Source organism: Nonomuraea sp. NPDC050540 (genome assembly GCF_044457485.1).
Taxonomy (GTDB): Bacteria; Actinomycetota; Actinomycetes; order Streptosporangiales; family Streptosporangiaceae; genus Nonomuraea.
Genome location: NZ_JBITHA010000002.1, coordinates 168,540 through 189,483, shown reverse-complemented (window position 1 = coordinate 189,483; position 20,944 = coordinate 168,540). Strand labels below are relative to the sequence as shown.

At 70.2% G+C, this 20,944-nt stretch carries 20 protein-coding genes and 1 pseudogene; 15 read left to right on the top strand and 6 right to left on the bottom strand.

Annotated features, from left to right (window positions below):
• Positions 1-361 precede the first annotated feature (361 nt).
• The 9 genes from ACIBI5_RS07370 (at position 362) to ACIBI5_RS07330 (ending at position 9,630) form a co-directional block, all read left to right on the top strand.
• Positions 362-2,089, top strand: coding sequence for an AMP-binding protein (locus ACIBI5_RS07370; protein WP_397244160.1), 1,728 nt, complete (start codon positions 362-364; stop codon positions 2,087-2,089).
• An 80-nt stretch (positions 2,090-2,169) separates the two neighbouring features.
• Positions 2,170-2,967 carry a type II CAAX prenyl endopeptidase Rce1 family protein gene (locus ACIBI5_RS07365; protein ID WP_397244158.1) on the top strand — a complete coding sequence of 266 codons (798 nt, stop codon included), beginning with the start codon at positions 2,170-2,172 and terminating at the stop codon, positions 2,965-2,967.
• 160 nt (positions 2,968-3,127) lie between these two features.
• Positions 3,128-4,309, top strand: coding sequence for a lipid-transfer protein (locus ACIBI5_RS07360; protein WP_397244156.1), 1,182 nt, complete (start codon positions 3,128-3,130; stop codon positions 4,307-4,309).
• Entirely contained in the window at positions 4,306-4,710 is a 405-nt protein-coding gene (locus tag ACIBI5_RS07355) for a MaoC family dehydratase N-terminal domain-containing protein (protein WP_397244154.1), read from the top strand. Before ACIBI5_RS07360 ends, ACIBI5_RS07355 begins: the two co-directional genes overlap by 4 nt.
• The gene (locus tag ACIBI5_RS07350; protein ID WP_397244152.1) at positions 4,707-5,072 is read left to right on the top strand and encodes a MaoC/PaaZ C-terminal domain-containing protein; all 366 of its coding nucleotides are present in this window, start codon (positions 4,707-4,709) and stop codon (positions 5,070-5,072) included. Before ACIBI5_RS07355 ends, ACIBI5_RS07350 begins: the two co-directional genes overlap by 4 nt.
• Positions 5,069-5,854, top strand: a complete 786-nt coding sequence (locus ACIBI5_RS07345) for an SDR family NAD(P)-dependent oxidoreductase (protein ID WP_397244149.1) — start codon at positions 5,069-5,071, stop codon at positions 5,852-5,854. Before ACIBI5_RS07350 ends, ACIBI5_RS07345 begins: the two co-directional genes overlap by 4 nt.
• Positions 5,847-6,935, top strand: coding sequence for an acyl-CoA dehydrogenase family protein (locus ACIBI5_RS07340; protein WP_397244147.1), 1,089 nt, complete (start codon positions 5,847-5,849; stop codon positions 6,933-6,935). Before ACIBI5_RS07345 ends, ACIBI5_RS07340 begins: the two co-directional genes overlap by 8 nt.
• Positions 6,936-6,944: 9 nt before the next feature.
• Positions 6,945-8,483: a long-chain fatty acid--CoA ligase gene (locus tag ACIBI5_RS07335; RefSeq protein ID WP_397244145.1), complete on the top strand. Its 1,539-nt coding sequence runs from the start codon at positions 6,945-6,947 to the stop codon at positions 8,481-8,483.
• A 13-nt stretch (positions 8,484-8,496) separates the two neighbouring features.
• Positions 8,497-9,630: a TetR/AcrR family transcriptional regulator gene (locus ACIBI5_RS07330; protein ID WP_397244143.1), complete on the top strand. Its 1,134-nt coding sequence runs from the start codon at positions 8,497-8,499 to the stop codon at positions 9,628-9,630.
• Between the two features lie 4 nt (positions 9,631-9,634).
• On the opposite strand, the gene ACIBI5_RS07325 is transcribed toward ACIBI5_RS07330, so the two are convergent.
• Together ACIBI5_RS07325 and wrbA are read right to left on the bottom strand one after the other, a co-directional pair.
• Positions 9,635-11,041 carry an MFS transporter gene (locus ACIBI5_RS07325; protein ID WP_397244141.1) on the bottom strand — a complete coding sequence of 469 codons (1,407 nt, stop codon included), beginning with the start codon at positions 11,039-11,041 and terminating at the stop codon, positions 9,635-9,637.
• Entirely contained in the window at positions 11,038-11,658 is a 621-nt protein-coding gene (gene wrbA, locus ACIBI5_RS07320; RefSeq protein ID WP_397244139.1) for an NAD(P)H:quinone oxidoreductase, read from the bottom strand. The genes ACIBI5_RS07325 and wrbA overlap by 4 nt, the downstream gene beginning before the upstream one ends.
• Positions 11,659-11,736: 78 nt before the next feature.
• On the opposite strand from wrbA, the pseudogene ACIBI5_RS07315 reads away from it, so the two are divergent.
• Positions 11,737-11,994 (top strand): annotated as a pseudogene (locus ACIBI5_RS07315) (MarR family winged helix-turn-helix transcriptional regulator); the annotation flags it as partial.
• Between the two features lie 159 nt (positions 11,995-12,153).
• Positions 12,154-12,642: a nitroreductase family deazaflavin-dependent oxidoreductase gene (locus ACIBI5_RS07310; protein ID WP_397245280.1), complete on the top strand. Its 489-nt coding sequence runs from the start codon at positions 12,154-12,156 to the stop codon at positions 12,640-12,642.
• A 108-nt stretch (positions 12,643-12,750) separates the two neighbouring features.
• On the opposite strand, the gene ACIBI5_RS07305 is transcribed toward ACIBI5_RS07310, so the two are convergent.
• A complete protein-coding gene (locus tag ACIBI5_RS07305; RefSeq protein WP_397244137.1) occupies positions 12,751-13,368 on the bottom strand; it encodes a TetR/AcrR family transcriptional regulator in 618 nt (205 codons plus the stop codon).
• Between the two features lie 50 nt (positions 13,369-13,418).
• Between ACIBI5_RS07305 and ACIBI5_RS07300 the strand changes: the two genes are divergently transcribed.
• Entirely contained in the window at positions 13,419-14,294 is an 876-nt protein-coding gene (locus tag ACIBI5_RS07300) for an alpha/beta fold hydrolase (RefSeq protein ID WP_397244135.1), read from the top strand.
• Positions 14,295-14,337: 43 nt separating this feature from the next.
• Here ACIBI5_RS07300 and ACIBI5_RS07295 read toward each other — a convergent pair whose 3' ends face one another.
• Positions 14,338-15,042 (bottom strand): TetR family transcriptional regulator, encoded by a 705-nt coding sequence (locus tag ACIBI5_RS07295; RefSeq protein ID WP_397244133.1) that lies wholly within the window; start codon positions 15,040-15,042, stop codon positions 14,338-14,340.
• 78 nt (positions 15,043-15,120) lie between these two features.
• On the opposite strand from ACIBI5_RS07295, the gene ACIBI5_RS07290 reads away from it, so the two are divergent.
• The 3 genes from ACIBI5_RS07290 to ACIBI5_RS07280 all read left to right on the top strand — a co-directional run bounded on the left by ACIBI5_RS07290 (position 15,121) and on the right by ACIBI5_RS07280 (position 18,547).
• The gene (locus ACIBI5_RS07290; RefSeq protein WP_397244131.1) at positions 15,121-16,014 is read left to right on the top strand and encodes an alpha/beta hydrolase; all 894 of its coding nucleotides are present in this window, start codon (positions 15,121-15,123) and stop codon (positions 16,012-16,014) included.
• Positions 16,015-16,084: 70 nt separating this feature from the next.
• Positions 16,085-17,326 (top strand): SGNH/GDSL hydrolase family protein, encoded by a 1,242-nt coding sequence (locus ACIBI5_RS07285; protein WP_397244129.1) that lies wholly within the window; start codon positions 16,085-16,087, stop codon positions 17,324-17,326.
• A gap of 186 nt (positions 17,327-17,512) precedes the next feature.
• Entirely contained in the window at positions 17,513-18,547 is a 1,035-nt protein-coding gene (locus tag ACIBI5_RS07280) for a TerC family protein (RefSeq protein ID WP_397244127.1), read from the top strand.
• Positions 18,548-18,602: 55 nt separating this feature from the next.
• Here the strand turns inward: ACIBI5_RS07280 and ACIBI5_RS07275 are convergent, their stop codons facing one another.
• Positions 18,603-19,424: a trypsin-like peptidase domain-containing protein gene (locus ACIBI5_RS07275; protein ID WP_397244125.1), complete on the bottom strand. Its 822-nt coding sequence runs from the start codon at positions 19,422-19,424 to the stop codon at positions 18,603-18,605.
• 11 nt (positions 19,425-19,435) lie between these two features.
• Positions 19,436-20,911 carry an alpha/beta fold hydrolase gene (locus tag ACIBI5_RS07270; RefSeq protein WP_397244123.1) on the bottom strand — a complete coding sequence of 492 codons (1,476 nt, stop codon included), beginning with the start codon at positions 20,909-20,911 and terminating at the stop codon, positions 19,436-19,438.
• Between the last annotated feature and the right edge of the window lie 33 nt (positions 20,912-20,944).

Here is a 20,944-nt window from a genome sequence, read left to right as displayed (position 1 = left end):
TCTGATCGCAAGGAACAGTTACCGGCTCTTGTTCAGCATCTTGCGGGATGCCCGGAACGTTGACCAGAACTCGGATACCGCCCGGACATTGCGGCGGACGGCCGATTCTTTCGGCTGCACGGCGTTGGCGACGAGAAGATTGCCGCCGCATCGGCGTACGCCACCACAGCTGTCACGTGGCAGGTCGCTGTGCCCCATTTCGTACCTCCTATCGGTGCGAATTTCGAGGCCGATTCTTAGAAATAGCGGTAATAGCGTCAACGATGAACATTTATCCTTATTGAGTGGTCTGATCAGGGCGACTTGTGGTGCGTATGGTGAGACGATCGCCCGGTACGCCATGCGCGGGGAGGGACCACTTTTGCCCGGGTTACTGCATGACGTCCTCGCCCGGAGGGCGGCCGCCCACCCGGCGGCGCCGGCGTTCACCGTCGACGGGGTGGGCACACTCGACTACCTGAGCTGGCACCTGGGTGCGCGGCGGGTCGCGGCGGGGCTCGCCGCCCGCGGCGCGCGGCCGGGGGAGCGGGTGGTGCTCGCCTTCGAGGACGGCGACTGGCTCCGTTTCGCCACCTGCTTCATGGGCGTGCTGGCGGCGGGCGGGGTGGCCGTTCCGGTACGCGCGCCCCTCCCTCTGCCGCACCTGTCGGCCACCGCCGCCCGGGTGGGCGCGGCCGGCCTGGTCGCCGGGGAAGAGCATCAGGGGGCGGCGTTCGGCGGATGGGTGGCGACCGCCGCCGACCTGACCGCCACGCCGCCTTCGCCGGAGACGGCGCGTCGCGCGGAATCGGATCCGGCGGCGGTGATCCTCACCTCCGGCACCACCGGCGCGGCAAAAGCCGTGCTGAGCAGCCACGTCTCCCTCACCGACGACTGGCCGCAGGACGACGACGTACCGGCGGCCCAGCTCAACGCCCTGTTCACCTCCGTGGCGATCGGCACGAACGCGGCGCAGTCCGTGCTCAAGAGCTGCCTGATCAACGGCGTGCACGTGGTGCTCGGCCAGCCGTTCGCGCCGGAACGGCTGGCCGAGCTGATCGACGAGCATCGGGTGAGCGCCATGAGCCTGGTGCCGACCACCGCGCGGCTCGCCGTGGCCGCGCTGCGCGGGCAGGGCCGCGCACCGGCGCGGATCCGGTCGGTGGTGTCGTCCTCGGCTCCGCTGGACCAGCCCACCGTGGACGGCCTCGCCGAGGTGTTCCCGCGGGCGGAGATCTTCAACGTCTACACGATCGCCGAGGGAGGCGCCGGGCTTCAGCACCGGTGCCTGCCCGGCCACCCGCCCGCGCTCGGCCGGCTCGGCCGGGACGCGCGCGTGGTGGACGGCACGGGCCGCGACGTGGCCCCCGGGCGGGTGGGGGAGCTCTGGCTCCGCGACACCGGCCCGGCGCTGAGCTACCTGGAGCCGGCGGGCACCGCCGAGACGGGCACGCGCTACCTGGACGACGGCTGGATCGCGACCGGCGACCTGTGCCGGCTCGGCGACGACGCCCTGGTGTACTTCGTGGAACGAGCCGACGACGTCATCGTCTCCGGCGGGCTGAACATCGCCTCCGCGACGGTCGAGGCCGCGCTGCGCACCCATCCGGCCGTCCGGGAGGTGGCCGTGTTCGGGGTGCCGCACGCCGCGCTCGGCCGGGCCGTCGCCGCGGCGGTCGTCCTGGAGACGCCCGGCGAACAGGCGGCCGGGCTGCGCGAGCACTGCGCGCAACGGCTGCCGGGCAGTCACGTGCCGGTGGACATCGTGCTGCTGGACGAACTGCCCGTCACCCCCAACGGCAAGGTCCGCAAACGGCTGCTGGCCGAGGACTACGCGGGCGCGCGCCGGACCGAGGTGGCGGCGGCGCCGGCTCCCGGCGACGAGGTGGAAAGGACGGTCTTCGCCGCCTTCCGCGCCACCCTGGCCGCCGGGCCGATCCAGCGGGACAGCGACTTCTTCCGGCTGGGCGGTCACTCCCTGCTGGCCACGCGGCTCGCCGCCGAACTGGAACGCCGCACCGGGCGGAGCGTCAAACCCGCGCTGGTCCTGCGCCATCCCCGGGCCGGAGACCTGTCCGACGCCCTGCGCCGGTCATGGCACATGCCGTGATCCGCGCCTTGCACGGCGGCCCGTAGCCGTATCAGAGCGATGTCAGGTCCGTGTTGGGGCGCGGAGCCAGACTTCCCGGCATGAACACAGCAATGCGGCCCCCGGCCGAAAAGAAGGGCTTCGTCGCGAAGCTCCTCGCCGACCGCCACTCCGTCCCGTTCTCCATCGCGCTGCACCTGGTGCCCGGCGCGTTCATCGTCGCCGTGTACGCGTTCGTCGCCGCCCCCCTGGTCCGGGCGACCGGTTACCCGATCTTCATGGCCTGGGCCATCGCCCTCGCGGTCGTGCTCTTCCCGCTCCAGCTGTTCCTGCTGTGGCTGGGCAAGAAGCAGACCGGCCGCTTCACGATGAAGGGCGTCGTCCGCCACCACGACAGGCCGCTCTCGCGCCGCAAGGTCTTCTGGCTCGGGGCCGCGTGCCTCGTGTGGATGACCGTCGTCTCGCTCTCGCTGACCCCGCTGGACAACATCGTCTACGACTGGTTCTTCACCTGGGTGAACTACCAGGGCGCCGGCCCCGACGGCACCGCCTACCTCCAGGGCTACTCGCCGGACCTCGTGCTCACCACGCTGCTCATCTGCTCGCCGTTCACCGGTTTCACCCTGCCCCTGATCGAGGAGTACTACTTCCGCGGCTTCCTGCTGCCCCGCCTCCCGCAGCTCGGCAAGTGGGCCCCGTTCTTCAACACCTTCTTCTTCTCCGTGTACCACTTCTGGGCCCCTTGGACGGTCCTGTCGAAGCTCGTCTTCCTCTACCCGGGCGTCTGGCTCGCCTGGAAGGAGAAGGACATCCGCGTCTCGATCGCCATGCACCCCGGCTCGGCGCTGCTGATGACCGTGGTGGGCGTCATCGCCCTCGCCTCCGGTTACACGCTGTGAGAACCGCCCTCCCGCCCGGCGGCTCTCACCGCTCTTCCTCGACGGTGACGGCGGCGGGCGGGTCGGTAAATGACTGATAGGTCATTTGGTCGCCATCTCCTCTTGACATAGAGCCATGAATGCAAAAAAGTAAATGGTGATTAGTGTCTGGAGGAGAGCGATGCGCGTCAGTGTGCTCGGTGTGGGGATGATCCCTTTCACCAAACCCGGAGCGAGCGAGCCGTACGACGTCATGGGGGAGAAGGCGGCCAGGGCCGCCCTCGCCGATGCCGGGATCGGCTACGACCAGGTCCAGCAGGCCTACGTCGGCTACGTCTACGGCGATTCCACCAGCGGGCAGGCCGCGCTCTACGGCCTCGGCCAGAGCGGCATCCCGATCGTCAACGTCAACAACAACTGCTCGACCGGCTCCTCGGCGCTCTGGCTGGCCAGGCAGGCGGTGGCCGCCGGCGCGGTCGACTGCGTGCTGGCTCTCGGCTTCGAGCAGATGCGCAAGGGCGCGCTGCGATCGGTGTGGGACGACCGCCCCCAGCCGATGTCGCGCAGCGCGATGACCATGGTCGGCATCCAGGGCGCCGACGAGAAGGCGCCCTTCGCCGCCCAGTACTTCGGCGGCGCCGGCCGTACCTACGCCGAGCGGTACGGCACCCGCCCCGAGACGTTCGCGAAGATCTCGGTCAAGGCCCGCAGGCACGCGGCGCACAACCCGTACGCCGTCTTCCGCGACCCGCTCACCGAGGAGGAGGTGATGGCCTCCCCGCACATCTACGGGCCGCTGACCAGGCTTCAGTGCTGCCCGCCCACCTGCGGGGCCGCGGCGGCCGTACTGTGCTCGGATGATTTCGCCCGGCGTCACGGACTTGTCCCGGACGTCGCGATCAGGGCGCAGGCGCTGACGACCGACACCGCCAGCACGTTCGACGAGCGCGACATGATGAAGGTCGTCGGCTACGACATGACCGCGAACGCCGCGCGCTCCGTCTACGAGAGCGCCGGCGTCGGTCCCGAGGACATCGGGGTCGTCGAGCTGCACGACTGCTTCACCGCCAACGAACTGATCACCTACGAGGCGCTGGGGCTGACGCCCGAGGGCACCGCCGAGCGGTTCGTGGTGGACGGCGACAACACCTATGGCGGGCGGGTGGTCACCAACCCCAGCGGCGGGTTGCTGTCCAAGGGACACCCTCTGGGCGCGACGGGTCTCGCGCAGTGCGCCGAGCTGGTCTGGCAGCTGCGGGGACAGGCCGGCGCACGCCAGGTCGACGGGGTACGGCTGGCGCTGCAGCACAACCTGGGCCTCGGCGGCGCCTGCGTCGTCTCGCTCTACGAGAAGGTGACATGAGCACCGTCGAGGTCGAGCGCGGCAGGCTGCGCTTCTTCGCCGAGGCCACCGGCCAGAGCGACCCGCTCTACACCGACGTCGAGACGGCCGTGAAGGCCGGGCACCCCGACCTGCCGGTGCCGCCGACGTTCCTGTTCTGCCTGGAGATGGAGTGCCGGGACGACCCGTTCGCCTTCCTGTCCGAGCTGGGCATCGACCTGCGCAAGGTGCTCCACGGCGAGCAGGGCTTCACCTACCACGCCATGGCTCACGCGGGCGACACGCTGACCTTCGACAGCGCGCTCACCGGCGACTACACCAAACGGGGAGGCGCGCTGCGCTTCCTGGTCAGGACCACCACGGTGACACGTGACGGCGAGCCGATCGCCGACCTGACGAACACGATCGTGGTGACCTCATGAGGCTCGAACTCCCGGCGATCAGCCGGACGACGCTGGCGCTGTACGCGGGCGCCTCAGGCGATCACAATCCCATGCACATCGACCTGGACGTCGCGCGCGGCGCGGGCGCGCCCGACGTCTTCGCCCACGGCATGCTGTCGATGGCCTACCTCGGACGGTTGCTGACCGGCCTGGTTCCGCAGGAGCGCATCCGCTCCTACGCGGTGCGCTTCACCGCCATCACCCCTCTGTACGGCAGGCCGATCTGCGAGGCCACCGTGACCCGCGCCGAAGACGGGCTGACCCACCTCGACCTGACGGTCACCCTGGACGACGGCACCCTCACGCTCAAAGGCCAGGCGATCATCGAAGGAGCACTGTGAAGCTGAACGGCAAAGCCGCCATCGTCACCGGATCGGGCCGGGGCATCGGCCGCGCGATCGCGTTGAAGCTGGCCGCGGAAGGCGCGTCGGTCGTGGTCAACGACCTGGACGCCGAGCCCGCCGAGGAGACGGTCGCGGCGATCAAGGCGGCCGGCGGGGCGGCGGTCGCCTGCCCCGGCAGCGTCACCGAGCCCGGTATCGGCGAGCGGATGGTGGACACCTGCGCCGAGTCGTTCGGCGCCCTCGACATCATCGTCAACAACGCCGGCTACACCTGGGACAACGTCGTGCAGAAGATGTCCGACGATCAGTGGGACGCCATCCTCGACGTCCATCTGAAGGCGCCGTTCCGGATTCTCCGGGCGGCGCAGCCGTACCTGAAAGCCCATCCCGTCGAGCACCACCGCAAGGTGGTGAACATCTCCTCGATCGCGGGCCTCGGCGGCAACGCCGGTCAGGCCAACTACGCGGCGGCCAAGGCGGGCGTGGTCGGCCTGACCAAGACCATGGCCAAGGAGTGGGGCCGCTACCGGGTCAACGTCAACGCGGTGGCGTTCGGCCTCATCGAGACCAGGCTGACCCAGGACGCCTCGATCGAGGTCGAGGGCCAGGAGATCAAGGTCGGCGTGAACGCGAACCTGATGGCGACGCTGAAACTGATGATCCCGCTCGGCCGCGGCGGCACGCCGGAAGAGGCGGCGGGCTCGGTGTTCCTGCTCTGCCTGCCCGAATCCGACTACGTCAGCGGGCAGGTCCTCGTCTGCGGCGGCGGCTATGAGTAGCGATCTGCTACGCGAGACGGCACGCGCGTTCCTCGAGGCCGAGGCCGTGCCGCACCTGGAACGCTGGGAGGCCCAGCACCACGTCGACCGCGACTTCTGGCTCAAGGCGGGCGAGGTCGGGCTGTTGTGCTGCTCGATCCCCGAGGAGTACGGCGGAGGCGGCGGCACCTTCGCCGACGACCTGGCGGTCCTGCAGGAGCAGGCCAGGATCGGCGACTCGGGCTGGGGCAACGCGGTGCACAGCGGCATCGTCGCGCACTACATCCTGGCCTACGGCACCGAGGAGCAGAAGCGGCGCTGGCTGCCGCCCATGGCCACGGGCGAGGTCGTGGGCGCTGTGGCGATGACCGAACCGGACGCCGGGTCCGACCTGCGCGGCATCCGGACGAAGGCGGTGCGCGACGGCGACGACTACGTGGTCACCGGGTCCAAGACCTTCATCTCCAACGGCGGCTGCGCCGACCTGGTCATCGTGGTGGCCCAGACCGGCAACGGCATCTCCTTGATCGTCGTGGAGCACGGCTTCCGGCGCGGTCGGGTGCTCGACAAGATCGGCATGCCTGCCGCGGACACCTCCGAGCTGTTCTTCGACGAGGTCAGGGTGCCCGCGGCGAATCTGCTGGGCGTCGAGGGGCGAGGACTCGGCCACCTCATGCAGCAGCTCCCGCAGGAACGGCTGATCATCGCCGTGGTCGCGGTGACCGTAGCCGAGCGGGCGCTGGAGGAGACCGTCGCCTACGTGAAGGAGCGGCAGGCGTTCGGCCAGTCGCTGATGGCGATGCAGAACACCCGCTTCGAGCTGGCCGAATGCGCCACCCTGACCCGGGTGGGCCGGGTGTTCGCCGACTCGTGCGTCGAGCTGCACCTGCGCGGCGAGCTCGACGCCACCACCGCCTCCATGGCCAAGTGGTGGCTCACGGAGGTGGAGTGCCAGGTCGTCGACCGATGCCTGCAGCTGTTCGGGGGATACGGCTACATGCGCGAGTACCCGATCGCGCGCATGTACGCCGACGCGCGCGTCCAGAAGATCTACGGCGGCGCGAACGAGGTCATGAAGGAACTCATCGCCAGATCCCTGTAGGAGCACGACATGTACCTGACCCAAGGGCTGCATCGGGCCCTTCAGCAACGCCCCGACAGCCCTCACACCGTCTTCGGCGACAGAACCCGCACCGTGCGCGAGTCGGCGGACCGCGTCGCCAGGCTGGCGGCCGCGTTGCGCGCGCTCGGCGTCGCGGCGGGCGACCGGGTGGCGACGCTCGCGCTCAACTCCGACCGCTTCCACGAGTACCTGCTGGCCACGTGGTGGATCGGCGCTGTGGTGAACCCGGTGAACATCCGCTGGGCGCCGCCGGAGATCCGCTACTCGCTGGAGGAGTCGGACTCCCGGGTGCTCCTGGTGGACGACGCGTTCGCCGCCGTGGCGCCCATGTTCGCCGACGTACTCGACGTCGTCATCCACTGCGGCGAACGGCCCGCCCCCGACGGCATGCTCGCCTACGAGGACCTGCTCGCCGCCCACGAGCCGATCGAGGACTCGCGTACGGGCGGTGACACGCTGGCCGGGATCTTCTACACCGGCGGCACCACCGGCTTCCCCAAGGGCGTCATGCTCAGCCACGGCAACATGATCACTTCGGCGATGGGCAGCCAGGCGGGCGGCAGCTTCACCGTCCCGGGCGGGCGGCTCCTGCACGCCGCGCCGATGTTCCACCTGGCCGCCCTGTCCGCGTGGACAGCGCAGAACCTCGTCGGCGGCACCCACGTCATCATCCCCATGTTCGAGCCCGTGGCCGTCATGAAGGCGATCGAGACCCACCGGGCCGACAGCGGCGTCCTGGTCCCGGCGATGATCCAGCTCGTCGTCGACCACCCCGCGCTGGACGAGCACGACCTGTCCGGCTTCAAGACCATCCTGTACGGCGCCTCGCCCATCCCCGCGTCCCTGCTCACGCGGGCCATGAACGCCTTCCCCAGCGCCGGGTTCGTCCAGGCCTTCGGCATGACCGAACTGTCGCCCGTGGCCACGCTCCTCACCGCCGCCGACCACCGCGACGGAACCAAGCTGCGCTCCGGCGGCCGGGCGGCCCCGCACGCCGAAGTCCGCATCGTCGACCCCGAGGGCCGGGAGGTGCCCCGCGGAACGGTCGGCGAGGTGGTGGTGCGCGGCGGCCACGTCATGCTCGGCTACTGGGACAAACCCCAGGAGACCGCCCAGGCGCTGCGCGACGGATGGATGCATACCGGCGACGGCGCCTACATGGACGAGGACGGATACGTCTACATCGTCGACCGGCTCAAAGACATGATCGTCTCCGGCGGAGAGAACGTCTACTCCGCCGAGGTGGAGAACGCCCTCGCCCAGCACCCCTCCGTCGCCGCCTGCGCCGTGATCGGCGTGCCCGACGCCGAATGGGGCGAGCGCGTGCACGCCGTCGTGGTGCTCAAAGCCGGTTGTACGGCAAGCGCCGAAGATCTCCGGGCGCACGCCAAGACCCTGATCGCCGGGTACAAGGCTCCGCGCAGCGCCGAATTCGTCAGCGAACTGCCCCTCTCCTCCGCGGGAAAGATCCTCAAGCGTGAGCTACGCCGGCCGTACTGGGAAGGCGCCGACAGGGCGGTCACCTGAGACAATCGGCGCGATGACCACGACCAGGCGGCGCCCGCGCGACCGCAAGCAGCAGATTCTCACCGCGGCTCTTGATCACTTCCATCGGTCCGGCTTCCACGCCACCGGCATGGACGAGATCGCCAAGGCCGTCGGCATCACCGCGGGCGCGCTCTACCGCCACTTCAGGGGCAAGCAGGAGCTCCTCGGCCAGGTCGTCCTCGACGGACTGGCCAGGCTCGACGCCGCCCTGGCCGAGGCCACGCCGGACGAGATCGTGGTCACGCTCGCCCGCTACGTGCTCGACCACCGCCAGCTCGGCGTGTTGTGGCGGCGGGAGGCCAGGCACCTCTCCGCCGCCCAGGCCGTCGGGGTGCGCGAGCATCAGCGGGCGATCCACCGACGCGTCGCCGGGCTGCTCGACCGGCCACGGGACGAGGCGGACCTGCTGGCCTGGGCGGTGCTGAGCGCTCTGTCCAGCCCCTCCTACCACGCCGTCGAGCTGCCCAGGGCGCGCTACGAGAGCCTGATGGCGGAGATCGGGCAGGTGCTGAGCCACACCTCCCGGCTGCGGCCGGCGCCGGCAGGCGAGGTGAGGAAGAGCGCCGGGCTGGCCCGCGCCTCGCGCAGGGAGACGCTGCTCGCCGCGGCCACCACGCTGTTCCACGAGCGCGGCTACCAGGCGGTCGGCATGGAGGACATCGGCGCGGCGGCGGGGATCGCGGGACCCAGCGTGTACAACCACTTCGGCAGCAAGGCCGAGATCCTCATCACCGCGCTCAACCGGGCCAACGACGGACTGCAGCTGGCCTTGGGCCAGGCGCTGACGTCGAGCTCCGGCCCGCGCGAGGCCCTGGAGGCGGTGCTGCGTTCCTACGTCGACAACACCCTGGCGCACAGCGAGCTCAACGCGATGCTGGTCACCGAAGTCATGCACCTGCCCGGTGAGCAGCTCCGCGCCATGCGCCGCGCCCAGCACGACTACATCATCGAATGGGTCGGCCTGCTGTCCGCCCAACGCCCCGAGCTGACCCAGGACGAGGCCAGGGTGCTCGTCCAGAGTGCGATGACCCTGGTCAACGATCTGTCCTTGAGCACCAGGGCCCGCTCCCGCGCGCACCTGGCCGGCGAGCTGACGGGGCTGTCGCTCGACGTACTGGGCGTGTGAATCGTCAGCCGCGCCGGTGCCGGGGCAGCAGCAAGCCGACCGCCGCGAGGGCGAGGCCGAGCCCGGCCGCCACGAGGAAGACCAGGCTGTAGCCGGCGGCGAGGGCGGCGGGCGAGGAGCTTCCGCCGCCCTCCGAGGCGGCCCTGGCGCCGGCGGCCGTCGCGAGCACCGCCAGGCCGATCGCCCCGCCCACCTGACCGGCGGTCTGGGCCAGCCCGCCGATGATCCCCGCGTCACTCTCCGGACCGTCGGTGGTCGCCACCGCCATGAGGGTGGGGAAGGTCAGCCCGATGCCGGCCGCGACGAGCAGTGTGGGCCCGAGCACGCCGGTGACGTAGCCGCTGCCGGCGTGGGCCAGGGAGAGCCAGCCGAAACCGGCCAGGAAGAGGGCGCTGCCGATCAGCACCGGAGGGCGCGGACCGGTACGCGGCAGCAGGGGCGCGGCCCATCGCGCGGTCACCATGAACATCACCGCCGCGGGCGTCTGCCCGAGCCCCGCCTGCAGCGCGCTGAAGCCGAGTACGTTCTGCTGGAACAGCGAGGTGAAGTACCACATCGCGATGGCGATCCCGCCGAACAGCAGCAGCATGCCGTTGCCGACCGCCACCGCCCGGACCCTGAACAGCCGCAGGGGCATCATCGGCCGGGTGGCGAAACGCGCCTCCACCGCGGTGAAGACGACGAGCAGGAGCAGGCCCGCCACCACCGGCCCCACGACCGGCCCGGACGACCAGCCGTGATCGGCGCTCCCCATCACACCGTAGACGAGCGCCGCCAGGCCGGCCGTCCCGGTGACCGCACCGGTGAGGTCCAGCGACTGCCGCCGGGTCCGCGTGGCGGCCAGTGAGAGCAGGGCGGCGACGATCAGTACCGCCCCGATCGGCACGTTGATGAGGAGGACCCACCGCCACGACAGGCCGGTGGTGATGGCGCCGCCCGCGAGCGCGCCGACCATTCCGCCGACACCGCCCGCGGCGGACCACGCGCCGAACGCCTTGGCCCGCGCACCCGGCTCGGTGAAGGAGGTGTTGATCACGGCCAGCGTCGCCGGAGCCATCATGGCGGCGCCGGCGCCCTGTACGAGGCGGGCCGCCACCAGGACCTCCGGAGCGGTTGCCAGGCCGCCGGCCAGGCTGGCGGCGGAGAAGACGAACAGCCCGGCGACCAGCGTCCGGCGCGGGCCGAACAGGTCGGCGGCGCGGCCGCCCGGCAGCATGAGGCCGGCGAAGGTGAGCAGGTAGCCGTTCACCACCCAGGCCAGGCCGGTGGGCGTGAAGCCGAGGTCCCGGCGGACGGAGGGCAAGGCGACGTTGATGATGGACGCGTCCAGGATGACCATGAACTGGCAGGCGCACGCCAGCGAAAGGATCATCCAGGCGAGGCCGGCCCGCCGGGTCGCGGTGCCGGTCACGCGGTCTGGGAGGTGGTCGCGGCGAGGGCTTCCCCGTCATCGGCGGGGCGGAGCCTGATCGTGATCTGGGCCAGCCGACGGCCCTGGTACCTGGCCGCTTCCAGCGCCGCGGCGTCCGGGCCGTCCCCGCTCGGGCCGCTCGCGAACGACGTGCCGTACGGATTGCCGCCGGCGGCGTACACGACTGGATCGGTGAACCCGGGCGGCACGATCAGCGACCCCCAGTGGTAGAAGACGTTGCCCAGCGACAAGATCGTGGCCTCGCTGCCGCCGTGCCGGTGGAACGCCGAGGTGAAGGCGGTCACGGGCTTGTCGGCCAGCCCGCCTCCGTGCCACAGCCCGACGGCCTGGTCGATGAACAGCTTGAGCTGCGCGGCCGGCGCGCCGAACCGGGTCGGCGTTCCGAACGCGAACGCGTCGGCCCACGCCAGATCCTCCACCTCGGCGATCGGCCCGGCCTGAGGCTCCTGGTCAATGGCGCCGTCGGGCGCCAGTTCCGCGACCCGTCGCAGCCGCACCTCGGCCCCGGCCGAGGCGGCGCCCTCGGCGACCGCCTGCGCGAGCGCGCGCACACTGCCTGTCGCGCTGTAGTAGATGACGGCGACCTTCACGGTCATGCCCGGCTCCTCGTTGTCGGCTACGATTAATTATGCGCATAATAGTTATGCGGATAACTAAACTGTCAAGGAGGAGCCATGGACTTCGAGCGGGCTGACGCGCTCAACCAGGCCATTCGCTTGCTGAGCCTGCGCCACCGGGCCAGGGCCGCGGCGCTGCTGGATCCGCTCGGCCTGCATCCGGGCCAGGAGGCGCTCCTGCTCGAACTCGACCGGACAGGACCGATGATCCAGGCCCAGCTCAGCGAGGCGCTCGGCTGCGAGCCGCCCAGCGTCACGCTCATGAGCCGCAAACTCGAAGCGGGCGGCCACATCCGGCGCACGCCCGCCCCCACCGACAAGCGCGCCAGCGTCGTCGAGCTCACCGACAGCGGCAAGGCTCTGGTCGGCCAGATCAAGCGACTCTGGGTCGCCCTGGCGGAGGAGACCGTGGACGGCCTGCCCGCCGGCACGGTGGCGGAACTACCCGGCATCCTCACCACCCTGACCGCCAACGTGGACACCAGGCGCCCCCGTCACCGGCCCGTCGATCAGGCCGGTGACTACGAACCGAGCGCGTCGGCGTGGGTTCGCGAGCACGTCGAGCGGATCATGCGCACCGGCACCACCGACGGCGTGACGATCCGTGGCCTGCCCACCGTGCTGCTGACCTACCGGGGCGCCAAGACCGGCAAGATGCGCAAGACACCGCTGATGCGTGTCGAGCACGACGGGCACTACGCGGCTGTGGCCTCCCTGGGTGGCGCGCCGGCCAACCCGCAGTGGTATTCGAGCCTGGTCGCCGGGCCGGACGTCTCGCTTCAGGACGGCGCGGTGACCGGGGAGTACCGGGCCCGCGAGGTGTTCGGGGAGGAAAAGGCCCTCTGGTGGCGCCGGGCGGTGGCCGCGTACCCGGACTATGCCGACTACCAGCGCAAGACCGACCGTCAGATCCCGGTCTTCGTCCTCGAACCGGTCGTCAGGCCGGGCACGGGCACGTCATGAGCGTATGGACGATGGCGTGGATGGCCGGGCGGTGATCGCCGGACTCGTGTCCGCCCTCACCGCCCTGGAACACATCGGCCCGCTGGATCACGGGCCACGTTCTCGACGTCATGGGCGGCTGTTTCCCGGACCCGGCGTCGGGGTGAAAAGCCCGTCGAGATGAGCTCCCAGCAGGCCGATGGCCACCTGGGGCGTGTGCTGTCCGGCGAGTACGGCCGACTGGAGGCCGGTGACCAACGCCAGGCAGATGGGCGCCGCCCTGCCCGGATCCACGTCCGGCCGGAGTTCGCCTGCCTGGGCGGCCTCGCGGAACTTGGCGGTGATCAGATCGTGCAGGGCTCCCGCGTGGGCGAGGCCGGTCGGTGCCAGGTGCGGCTCGGTGAGCGTGAGGGTGTAGTGGGCGGTGTAGGCCAGCACGATGCGGCGGCCCTCCTCGTCGGTGGGCAGGAGTGCCGTCATCGCGTCGCGGAGATAGGAGCGGGGAGTGGCCGAGCCGGCCACGGCATGGGCCATCCGCCTGCCCAGCTGGGTGCCGAGGCGCTGGAGGACGGCGCGCAGCAGTTCCTCTTTGGTCTGGAAGTAGTACTGCACGAGGCGCAGTGAGACGCCGGCTTCGGCGGCCACCTCCCGCATGCTGGCCGCGTGCAGTCCGCGGGTGGCGGCGATGGTGACCATCGCTTCGGCGATCTGGTGGCGGCGCTCTTCATGGCTGACCTTGCTCGACACACATCCATGATACACATGTATCAAGAATGGTGTTCGGGAAAGGATGAAGCATGGAGCGCATTGGTCGTTTCCGGAGCGATTCGGCGAGGCGGAAGTATCTCGCGGACTACGACGCGGAGATCCGTGCCTGGCCGGAGCCGCTGGAGGCGCTCGACGTGGGCACGAGCTACGGCACCACGCGCCTGTACCGCACGGGCGCGGCGGAGGGGCTGCCGGTGGTGTTCCTGCCGGGTATGGGGGGAAACGCGCTGGGGTGGCGCTACAGCAGCGGTCCCGTCGGCGCGGCCCATCCGGTCTACCTCGTCGACCCGCTCGGGGCCGTCGGCCGCAGTGTGCAGACCCGGGCCCTCACCGGGCGAAGCGACCTCATGCGCTGGCTGACGGAGACGCTCGACGGGATCGGCGCGCCCGCCGTCTACCTTGTCGGCTTCTCCTATGGCGGCTGGCAGTCGCTGCTGACCGCCATACACGCCCCCGAGCGGGTGGCGGGAATGACGCTGCTGGACCCCGCGGCCTTCCGCGTGGCCGACTTCCGGCACTACGCCTGGGCCATCGCCTGCGGCCTCGGGCTGTACCTGCCCTCGCCGCTGCGGCGCGCACTGGCCGGCATGTTGTACACCGACTCGGTGAACCGGCCCGAGGACATGCGAACCGCGGTCTTCGGCTCGTACGTGTACGAGACGGCGCTGCCGGCCATGGTTCCGCTCACCGACGCGGAACTCGCCGCCGTTTCCGTGCCGGCGTGCATTCTGTTCGGCGCGCACAGCACCATGCAGGACTCCGCGCACGAGGCCCGCCGGCTGGCCGAGGTCCTGCCCTCGGCCGAGGTGGAGCTGGTGCCGGGCACCGGGCACTCGATCGCGCTGGACGTGCCCGAACTGTGCAATTCCAGGATCCTCCGCCACGCGGCCCGCGTCGCCCTGTGAGGTCTGGCCGGAGCCTCTTCTCAAAAACTAAGTCTCAAAATAGTTAGATTTCGAGACGGCGATAGATGGTGGCCCTGGAGACGCCGAAGCGGGCTGCTATCTCCTCGACGGCAAGGCCTTCGGCGTACAGGGAACGCGCCTGCGCCAGTTGCTCCTGGGCGAGCGCGGCAGGGCGCCCGCCGCTCCGCCCCCGGGCGCGGCCGCGCGGCGTGGGAGGGCCCGGTTCGCCGAGGAGCGCCCGAGCCCCGTCGAGGATGAGGCCGCGCAGCCGCTCGGCGGGTTCGTCGCGGAACAGCACCACGGGGTCGGCCAGCCCGGCGACCACCTGGGAGGCGCGCACCCGCTGCGCCAGGCCGCCCCCTGGACCGGCCACCAGCTCGTTGGCCAGGGCGATCGCGGCGCGGAAGCGATCGGCCACCGGAGCCTGCACCAGCAGCGTCATGTCCTTGACCAGCATGGTGAGCGTGCCGCGGTGGCGCAGGTGCACGTCGACGTAGCCCTCGATCGCCCGCCACCGCACCTCGTCCGGACCGCCGCCCCCGGACTCGGCCTCGGCCAGGACCAGCTCCAGTTCGTCCAGCAGCGGCAGTGTGAGGCGGCGAAGGATGTCGTCCTTGGAGTCGAAGTGGTAGTAGAGGGCGGCCTTGGTGATGCCGACCCGGTCGGCGATGGCCTGCATGGAGGTGGCGCGGTAGCCGCGGGCGGCGAACAGATCGCGCGCGGCGTCCAGAATCCGCTGAGATGTCATGTAGCTCACTTACCCGTGGTCAGTTCTTTCGCTATATTGCTAACCACCAGTCAGTCTATTGCTCTGGAGATGATCCGTATGCGGACCAAGGTGTCCTTCACCGCCGCCGGCGTCCGGTGTGCCGGCTACCTTTACCTGCCCGCCGGATCCGGGCGATCGGCGTGCGTGGTGCTCTGCCACGGCTTCAGCGGGACGATGGACCGGCTTTTCGACTACGCCGAGCGCTTCGCGGCCGAGGGCTTCGCGGCGCTCGTGTTCGACTACCGGGGCTTCGGCGAAAGCGACGGCAAGCCTCGCCAGTTTCCTGACGTCGCCGGGCAGATCATCGACGTCCGCGCCGCCGTCGCCTTCGCGCGGGGGCACGAGCGGATCGATCCCGACAGAGTCCTGCTGTGGGGCAACTCGCTGGGCGGCGCGCACGCCATCACCGTGGCCGCCGCCGACCCCAGGGTTCCCGCGGTCGTGGCGCAGATCCCGTTCAACGGATTCCCGAAGAAGGTGCGGGGGCGCTCCACCGGCAGCACCTTGCGGTTGCTGGGCGCGATCTTCTGGGACACGATCCGCGGCAAGCTGGGCCTCAGGCCGTACTACATCCCCATGGTGGGACGGCCCGGAGACCTCGCCGTGACCGCGACCGAGGAGGCCGATCAGCACATCCAGACACTCACTGGCGGCGGCGAGACGCTGTGGCGGAACAGCATCGCGCCCAGAGGGCTGCTGCAGATGATGCGCTACCGGCCCGCGGAAGCCGCGGCACGCCTGGCCTGCCCGCTGCTGGTCTGCGTCGCCGCCGACGATCAGGAGACGCCGTTGGAGACCACGCGGGAGCTCGCCGACCGCGCGCCCGAAGGCGAACTGCGCGCCTACCCGGGCACCCATTTCACCTTCTACACCGACCCGGCGCTCCGGGCACGTGTGGTCGCCGACCAGATCGACTGGCTGGCGAAAAGGGGAACCCCGCACGCGGCCTGACCACGCGGGGGCCGCGTCGGTCATCAACGTGTCTGTACGGCAGGCACATCACCACGAAAGGACGTAGCACGTGTTTCGCACGCCGTTGATCGCCTTGCTGGGCGCATGGTCTCTCGTCGCCCTGCCCGCCTCGGCCACGGCCACCCCGCACCACTGGACGAGGGGGTGGGCGGCCGCCGTACAACATCCCAGTCAGAGCGAGTGGATCTCCAACTGGGCCTACGAGGGGTTCAAGAACCATTCCGTACGCCAGGTCGTCCGCGTCGGCGCCGCGGGCTCAAGCCTGCGGCTGCGACTGTCCAACGTGTACGGCACCGCCCCCCTCCGGCTGACCGGCGCGAGCATCGGCAGGTCGGCGGGCGGCGCGACGGTACGGCCGGCGACGATGCGGACGGTCAGGTTCGGCAGGTCCGCGTCCGTGACCATCCCCGCCGGCGGGCGCGTGGCGGCCGATCCGGTGGACCTGCGGGTGAAGGCCGGCGAGCACGTGACGGTGACCCTGTATCTCAAGGACTCCACCGGCCCGGCGACCAACCACAACCTCGCGGTCGCCACGTCCTACCGGGCCACCGGAGACCACCTGCGCACTCCCGGGGCGGCCCCGTTCACCGAGCGGAGCACCTCCTGGTACTACCTCGCCGCCTTGGACGTCTCCAGCCGCCGCCCGGCGCAGAGGGAGACGATCGTGGCCTTCGGTGATTCGATCACCGACGGCCAGGCCGCGACGACGGACGCCGACCGCCGCTACCCGGACGTACTCGCCCAGCGGCTGAAGCGCGCGGGCCGCTCGGAGGTGGTGCTGAACAGCGGCATCGGCGGCAACCGGGTGCTCAACGACTCGGCGTGCCTCGGCGAGAGCTTCCTCAACCGGTTCCGGCGCGACGCTCTCGACCACCCCGGAGTACGGACGGTGATCACGATGGGCGGCATCAACGACATCATGCACGGCGACACCTCGCCATCGGCCTGCACGACGCCGAACCCGAAGGCGACCAGCGAAGCCCTGATCAACGGCTACCGGAAGCTGATCCGCACCGCCCGCGCCGAGGGCGTGAAGATCATCGGCGGGACCCTTCCGCCCTTCAAGGGCTCCCCGCTCTTCACCGACCACGGCGAGTCGGTACGCGACGCGGTCAACCGGTGGATACGCAGCGGCGGCGAGTTCGACGGCATCGTGGACTTCGACCGCGCGCTGGCCGACCCGGCCGACACCGACCGCCTCCGCCCCGCCTACGACAGCGGAGACCGACTCCACCTGAACGACGCCGGCTACCGGGTCATGGCCGAGGCCGTCAACCTCGCCGCCCTCTGATGCCGGGGGGTATATCGGACTACTGCATTCAGTATGTAAGATCACAGACGAAGTGGAGGGGAGTACTCCTTCGCGGCCGCGTCGTCATCACGGACCCGCCCCCGGGGCCCGGCGCGGTCGGTCCGCGACATCGCGGGCGGAGAAGACCTCCGACGGACGTGCCAACGCCAAGTCGGAGGAGCTTTCATGCCCCCACCCCTGTCCGTGCCCGCCTGGCTGTGGGCGGCCACCATCGCCACCCTGCTTGGGCTGATCCTGCTCGATCTGATCATCGTCAACAGGAGACCCCACAAGGTCACGATCGCCGAGTCGGCGCGGTGGATCGCCTTCTACATCGGCTGTGCCGCCGCTTTCGGCGCAGCCGTGTGGATCTTCGGCGGCGATGACCACGCGGCCTCCTACATCACCGGCTACATCACCGAGTACACGCTGAGCGTGGACAACCTGTTCATCTTCATGCTCATCATGGCGAACTTCGCCGTGCCCGCCATTCACCAGCACCGCGTGCTGCTCATCGGGATCATGATGGCGCTGGTCATGCGCGGCGTCTTCATCGGTGTGGGCGCGCAGGCCGTACAACGGTTCAGCTGGGTGTTCTGGCTCTTCGGCGGCATCCTCATCTACACCGCGTGGAAATTCGCCTTCGACAGCAAGGACGACGACGAGTACGACCCCAACGGCGGCGTGGTCCGGCTGGTGCGCAGGCTGTTCCCGGTCACCGACGACTACCACGGCTCGCGGCTGACCATCAAGCGGGACGGCCGCCGCATGCTGACCCCGATGTTCATCGTCATCATCGCCATCGGCGGCGCGGACCTGGTCTTCGCGGTCGACTCGATCCCCGCGATCTTCGGCATCACCCAGGACGCCTACCTGGTCTTCGCGGCCAACGCGTTCGCGCTGATGGGGCTCAGGCAGCTGTACTTCCTGCTCGGCGGCCTCGTGGAGAAACTCGTCTATCTCACGTACGGCCTGGCCGTCATCCTCGCCTTCATCGGCGTGAAACTCGTTCTGCACGCCCTGCACGAGAACGAGCTGCCGTTCATCAACGGCGGCGAACACGTCACCTGGGTTCCCGAGATCAACAACTGGATATCGCTGGCCGTCATCGTCACCGTTCTCGCCGTCACGACGGTGGCGAGCCTGGTCAAGTCCAGGCGAGACGGCCGCCGGATCACCGAGCCGGCCGTACCCGAGCACGCCGACCAGCCGCGCGACTGACGAGAGGGCGGGCCCGCCGACCGGCGGCGGGCCCGCCCTCTCGGCGACCGTCGGACTATTGTCCGGGTCTGGGCAGCAGGCAGCCGGGCCGGTTCAGGTCGATCTTGTTTCCTGGCGCGACGCACGTGGTGAGCCAGTACGTCTGGGTGCCGTAGGCGGTGGCCTTCTTCGCGGTGATGACGCCGTCGCGGTTCATCTCACACGGGTTGTTCAGCGTGCACCTGTCGCCGTCGCGGTTGCTGGTGTTGTTGATCCCGACGACCTCGCCGCTCGCCGCGTCGAGGACCGGGGAGCCCGAGGTGTCAGGGCCCGTCTTGCAGGCCGGCGTGTAGCGCAGGACGTCCTTGGTCATGTAGCCCGACTCCAGCACGCGGTACGCGAGCCGGTCGACGGCGCACGAGTAGACCTTCTTCAGGCTGCCGGAGACCACCCGGATCTCCCTGCCCGGTTCCGGGCGTCGCTCCGAGATCGTGCGCGGGCGGATGCGGTGGTCCCGCTCCAGTTGCCGATACGTCGTGCCGAGCTGGTACAGCGCGATGTCGGTACCGGTCATGGTCACATAGAGCGCTTTGGCGGCGTGCAGGGCGGCCGCGGTCTTGCCGGTGGCGTCGAGCAGCTCGAACAGCCGGTGGGAGGGCTGGTCCACCAGAACCTCGTCGGGAACCGGCCACGCGCCCTCGTAGCAGTGGCCGTTCGTCAGGATGAGCGCCGGGTCGGCGGGGGTGGAGGCCGGCAGCCGTACCAGCGCTCCCGAGCAGCCGTTGACGTTGACGCTTCCGGCCAGGTCCTCGGTCGCGGCCTGCGCCGGGTGCGTCACCAGCGACAGGCCGAGAAGGGTGACGGTCAGCGTCGCGGTGATTCGTTGAAGTCTGCGCATGTCAGGTCCGTTCATTGCATGCCGGGGCAGGAGCCCCCGCTGGTGCGGCCGGTACGGAAGAAGTCGATCGCCTTCGCGGCGCAGGGCAGGCGGCTCAGCGAGCCGTGCATGCCGTCCTGGATCGTCAGCAGGGTTCCGCCGACGGCCTTCTCCGCGTCCACCGCCCAGGCGTACGGCGTGACGGATTCGCCGACATGGCCGGACAGTTGCAGCGGGCTGCTCCCCTTGACCGGCTGCAACGGGATCGCGGGCCACGGCCATCCCGCGCACCAGCCGCCGAACTCGATTCTGCCGCCGGCGCCCGGGAAGCGTTGCCGACGATTCTGCGCGTCGGCCCACACCTGTTCGAAGTCGCGCCCGCCGGTTCCCTCGTTGCAGAAGATCGCGTTGTACTGGGTGGTGTTCATGCCCAAGGGCGCGTCGTCGAAGCCGTACACCTGCGCGGCGGCCGGGTCCGGCCGCGCCGAGCGCGGGATGCCGCCCTCCCGGACGGTGGCCAGATCCCTGGCGGTAGCGGCCCAGCCCTCGGCGCCCACGCCGAGCAGCCCTCCGACCCAGTCGCCGTCCAGCCGGATCTTCTTGCCGACCACCACCGGCTTGCGGTCGAGCCGGTCACGGAGGGCGAAGATCGTCGTGCGGACGGCGGCGGCGGTCGTTCCGAAGTGGTACTCGGCGTCACGTCCGGCCGTCCAGGCGAGGAACCCCTCGAAGGCCTTCTCGGCGACCGCGTCGGTGACGGCGTCCATGGCGGCGAGGTCCATGACGGGTGGCATCACCGAGTCCACCCACATCCGGTCCACCCGGTCGTCGAACAGCGACCTGTAGGTCAAGCCCACGGAGGTGCCGTACGACACCCCATAGAAACTGATCTTCGGCGCGTCGAGCGCCGCACGGATCGCGTCGACGTCACGGGCGATGTTCGAGGTGGTCAGCTGCCGGACGAAGTCGGGATCCTTCGCGGTGCACCGCTTGTTGGAGGCGGCCATCCGGCTGAAGGCGGCCTTCGCCATGGCCTTGGCGGACGCGCCGGGCGGCGGCTCGCCGGGGGAGCCCTCGTCGCAATGGATCTTGTCGCTGTAGCCCACGCCCCGGGGGTCGAACCCGATCAGGTCGTGGTCGGCGGCCAGCGTGCCGAGGCCGTTGGTCGCATACGAGGCCGAGGCGGTGATGTTGGAGATCCCGGGGCCGCCGGGGCTGATCACCAGCACGCCGCGGCGCCTGCCGGGGTCGGTGGCCTTGAGCCGGCTCACCGCGATCTTGATCGTACGGCCCCGCGGGTTCGCATAGTCCATCGGGACCGTCAGCATCGCGCACTCGGTCCCGGGGTCGTTCGCGACGGGCCAGTCCTTGGCCGTCGTGGCGCATCTCTTCCAGGCCAAAGGCTCCGTCGCCGCGCCCGCCGTACCGGCCGCGGGCGGCAGGCCGGTCAGGCACACGGTCGCGGTCAGCGTCAGTGCGGCACGTGAGAGATGACGAGTGCCGAGCATCGTCGCACCCTTCGGTGGTCCGGCCCGCGCGCC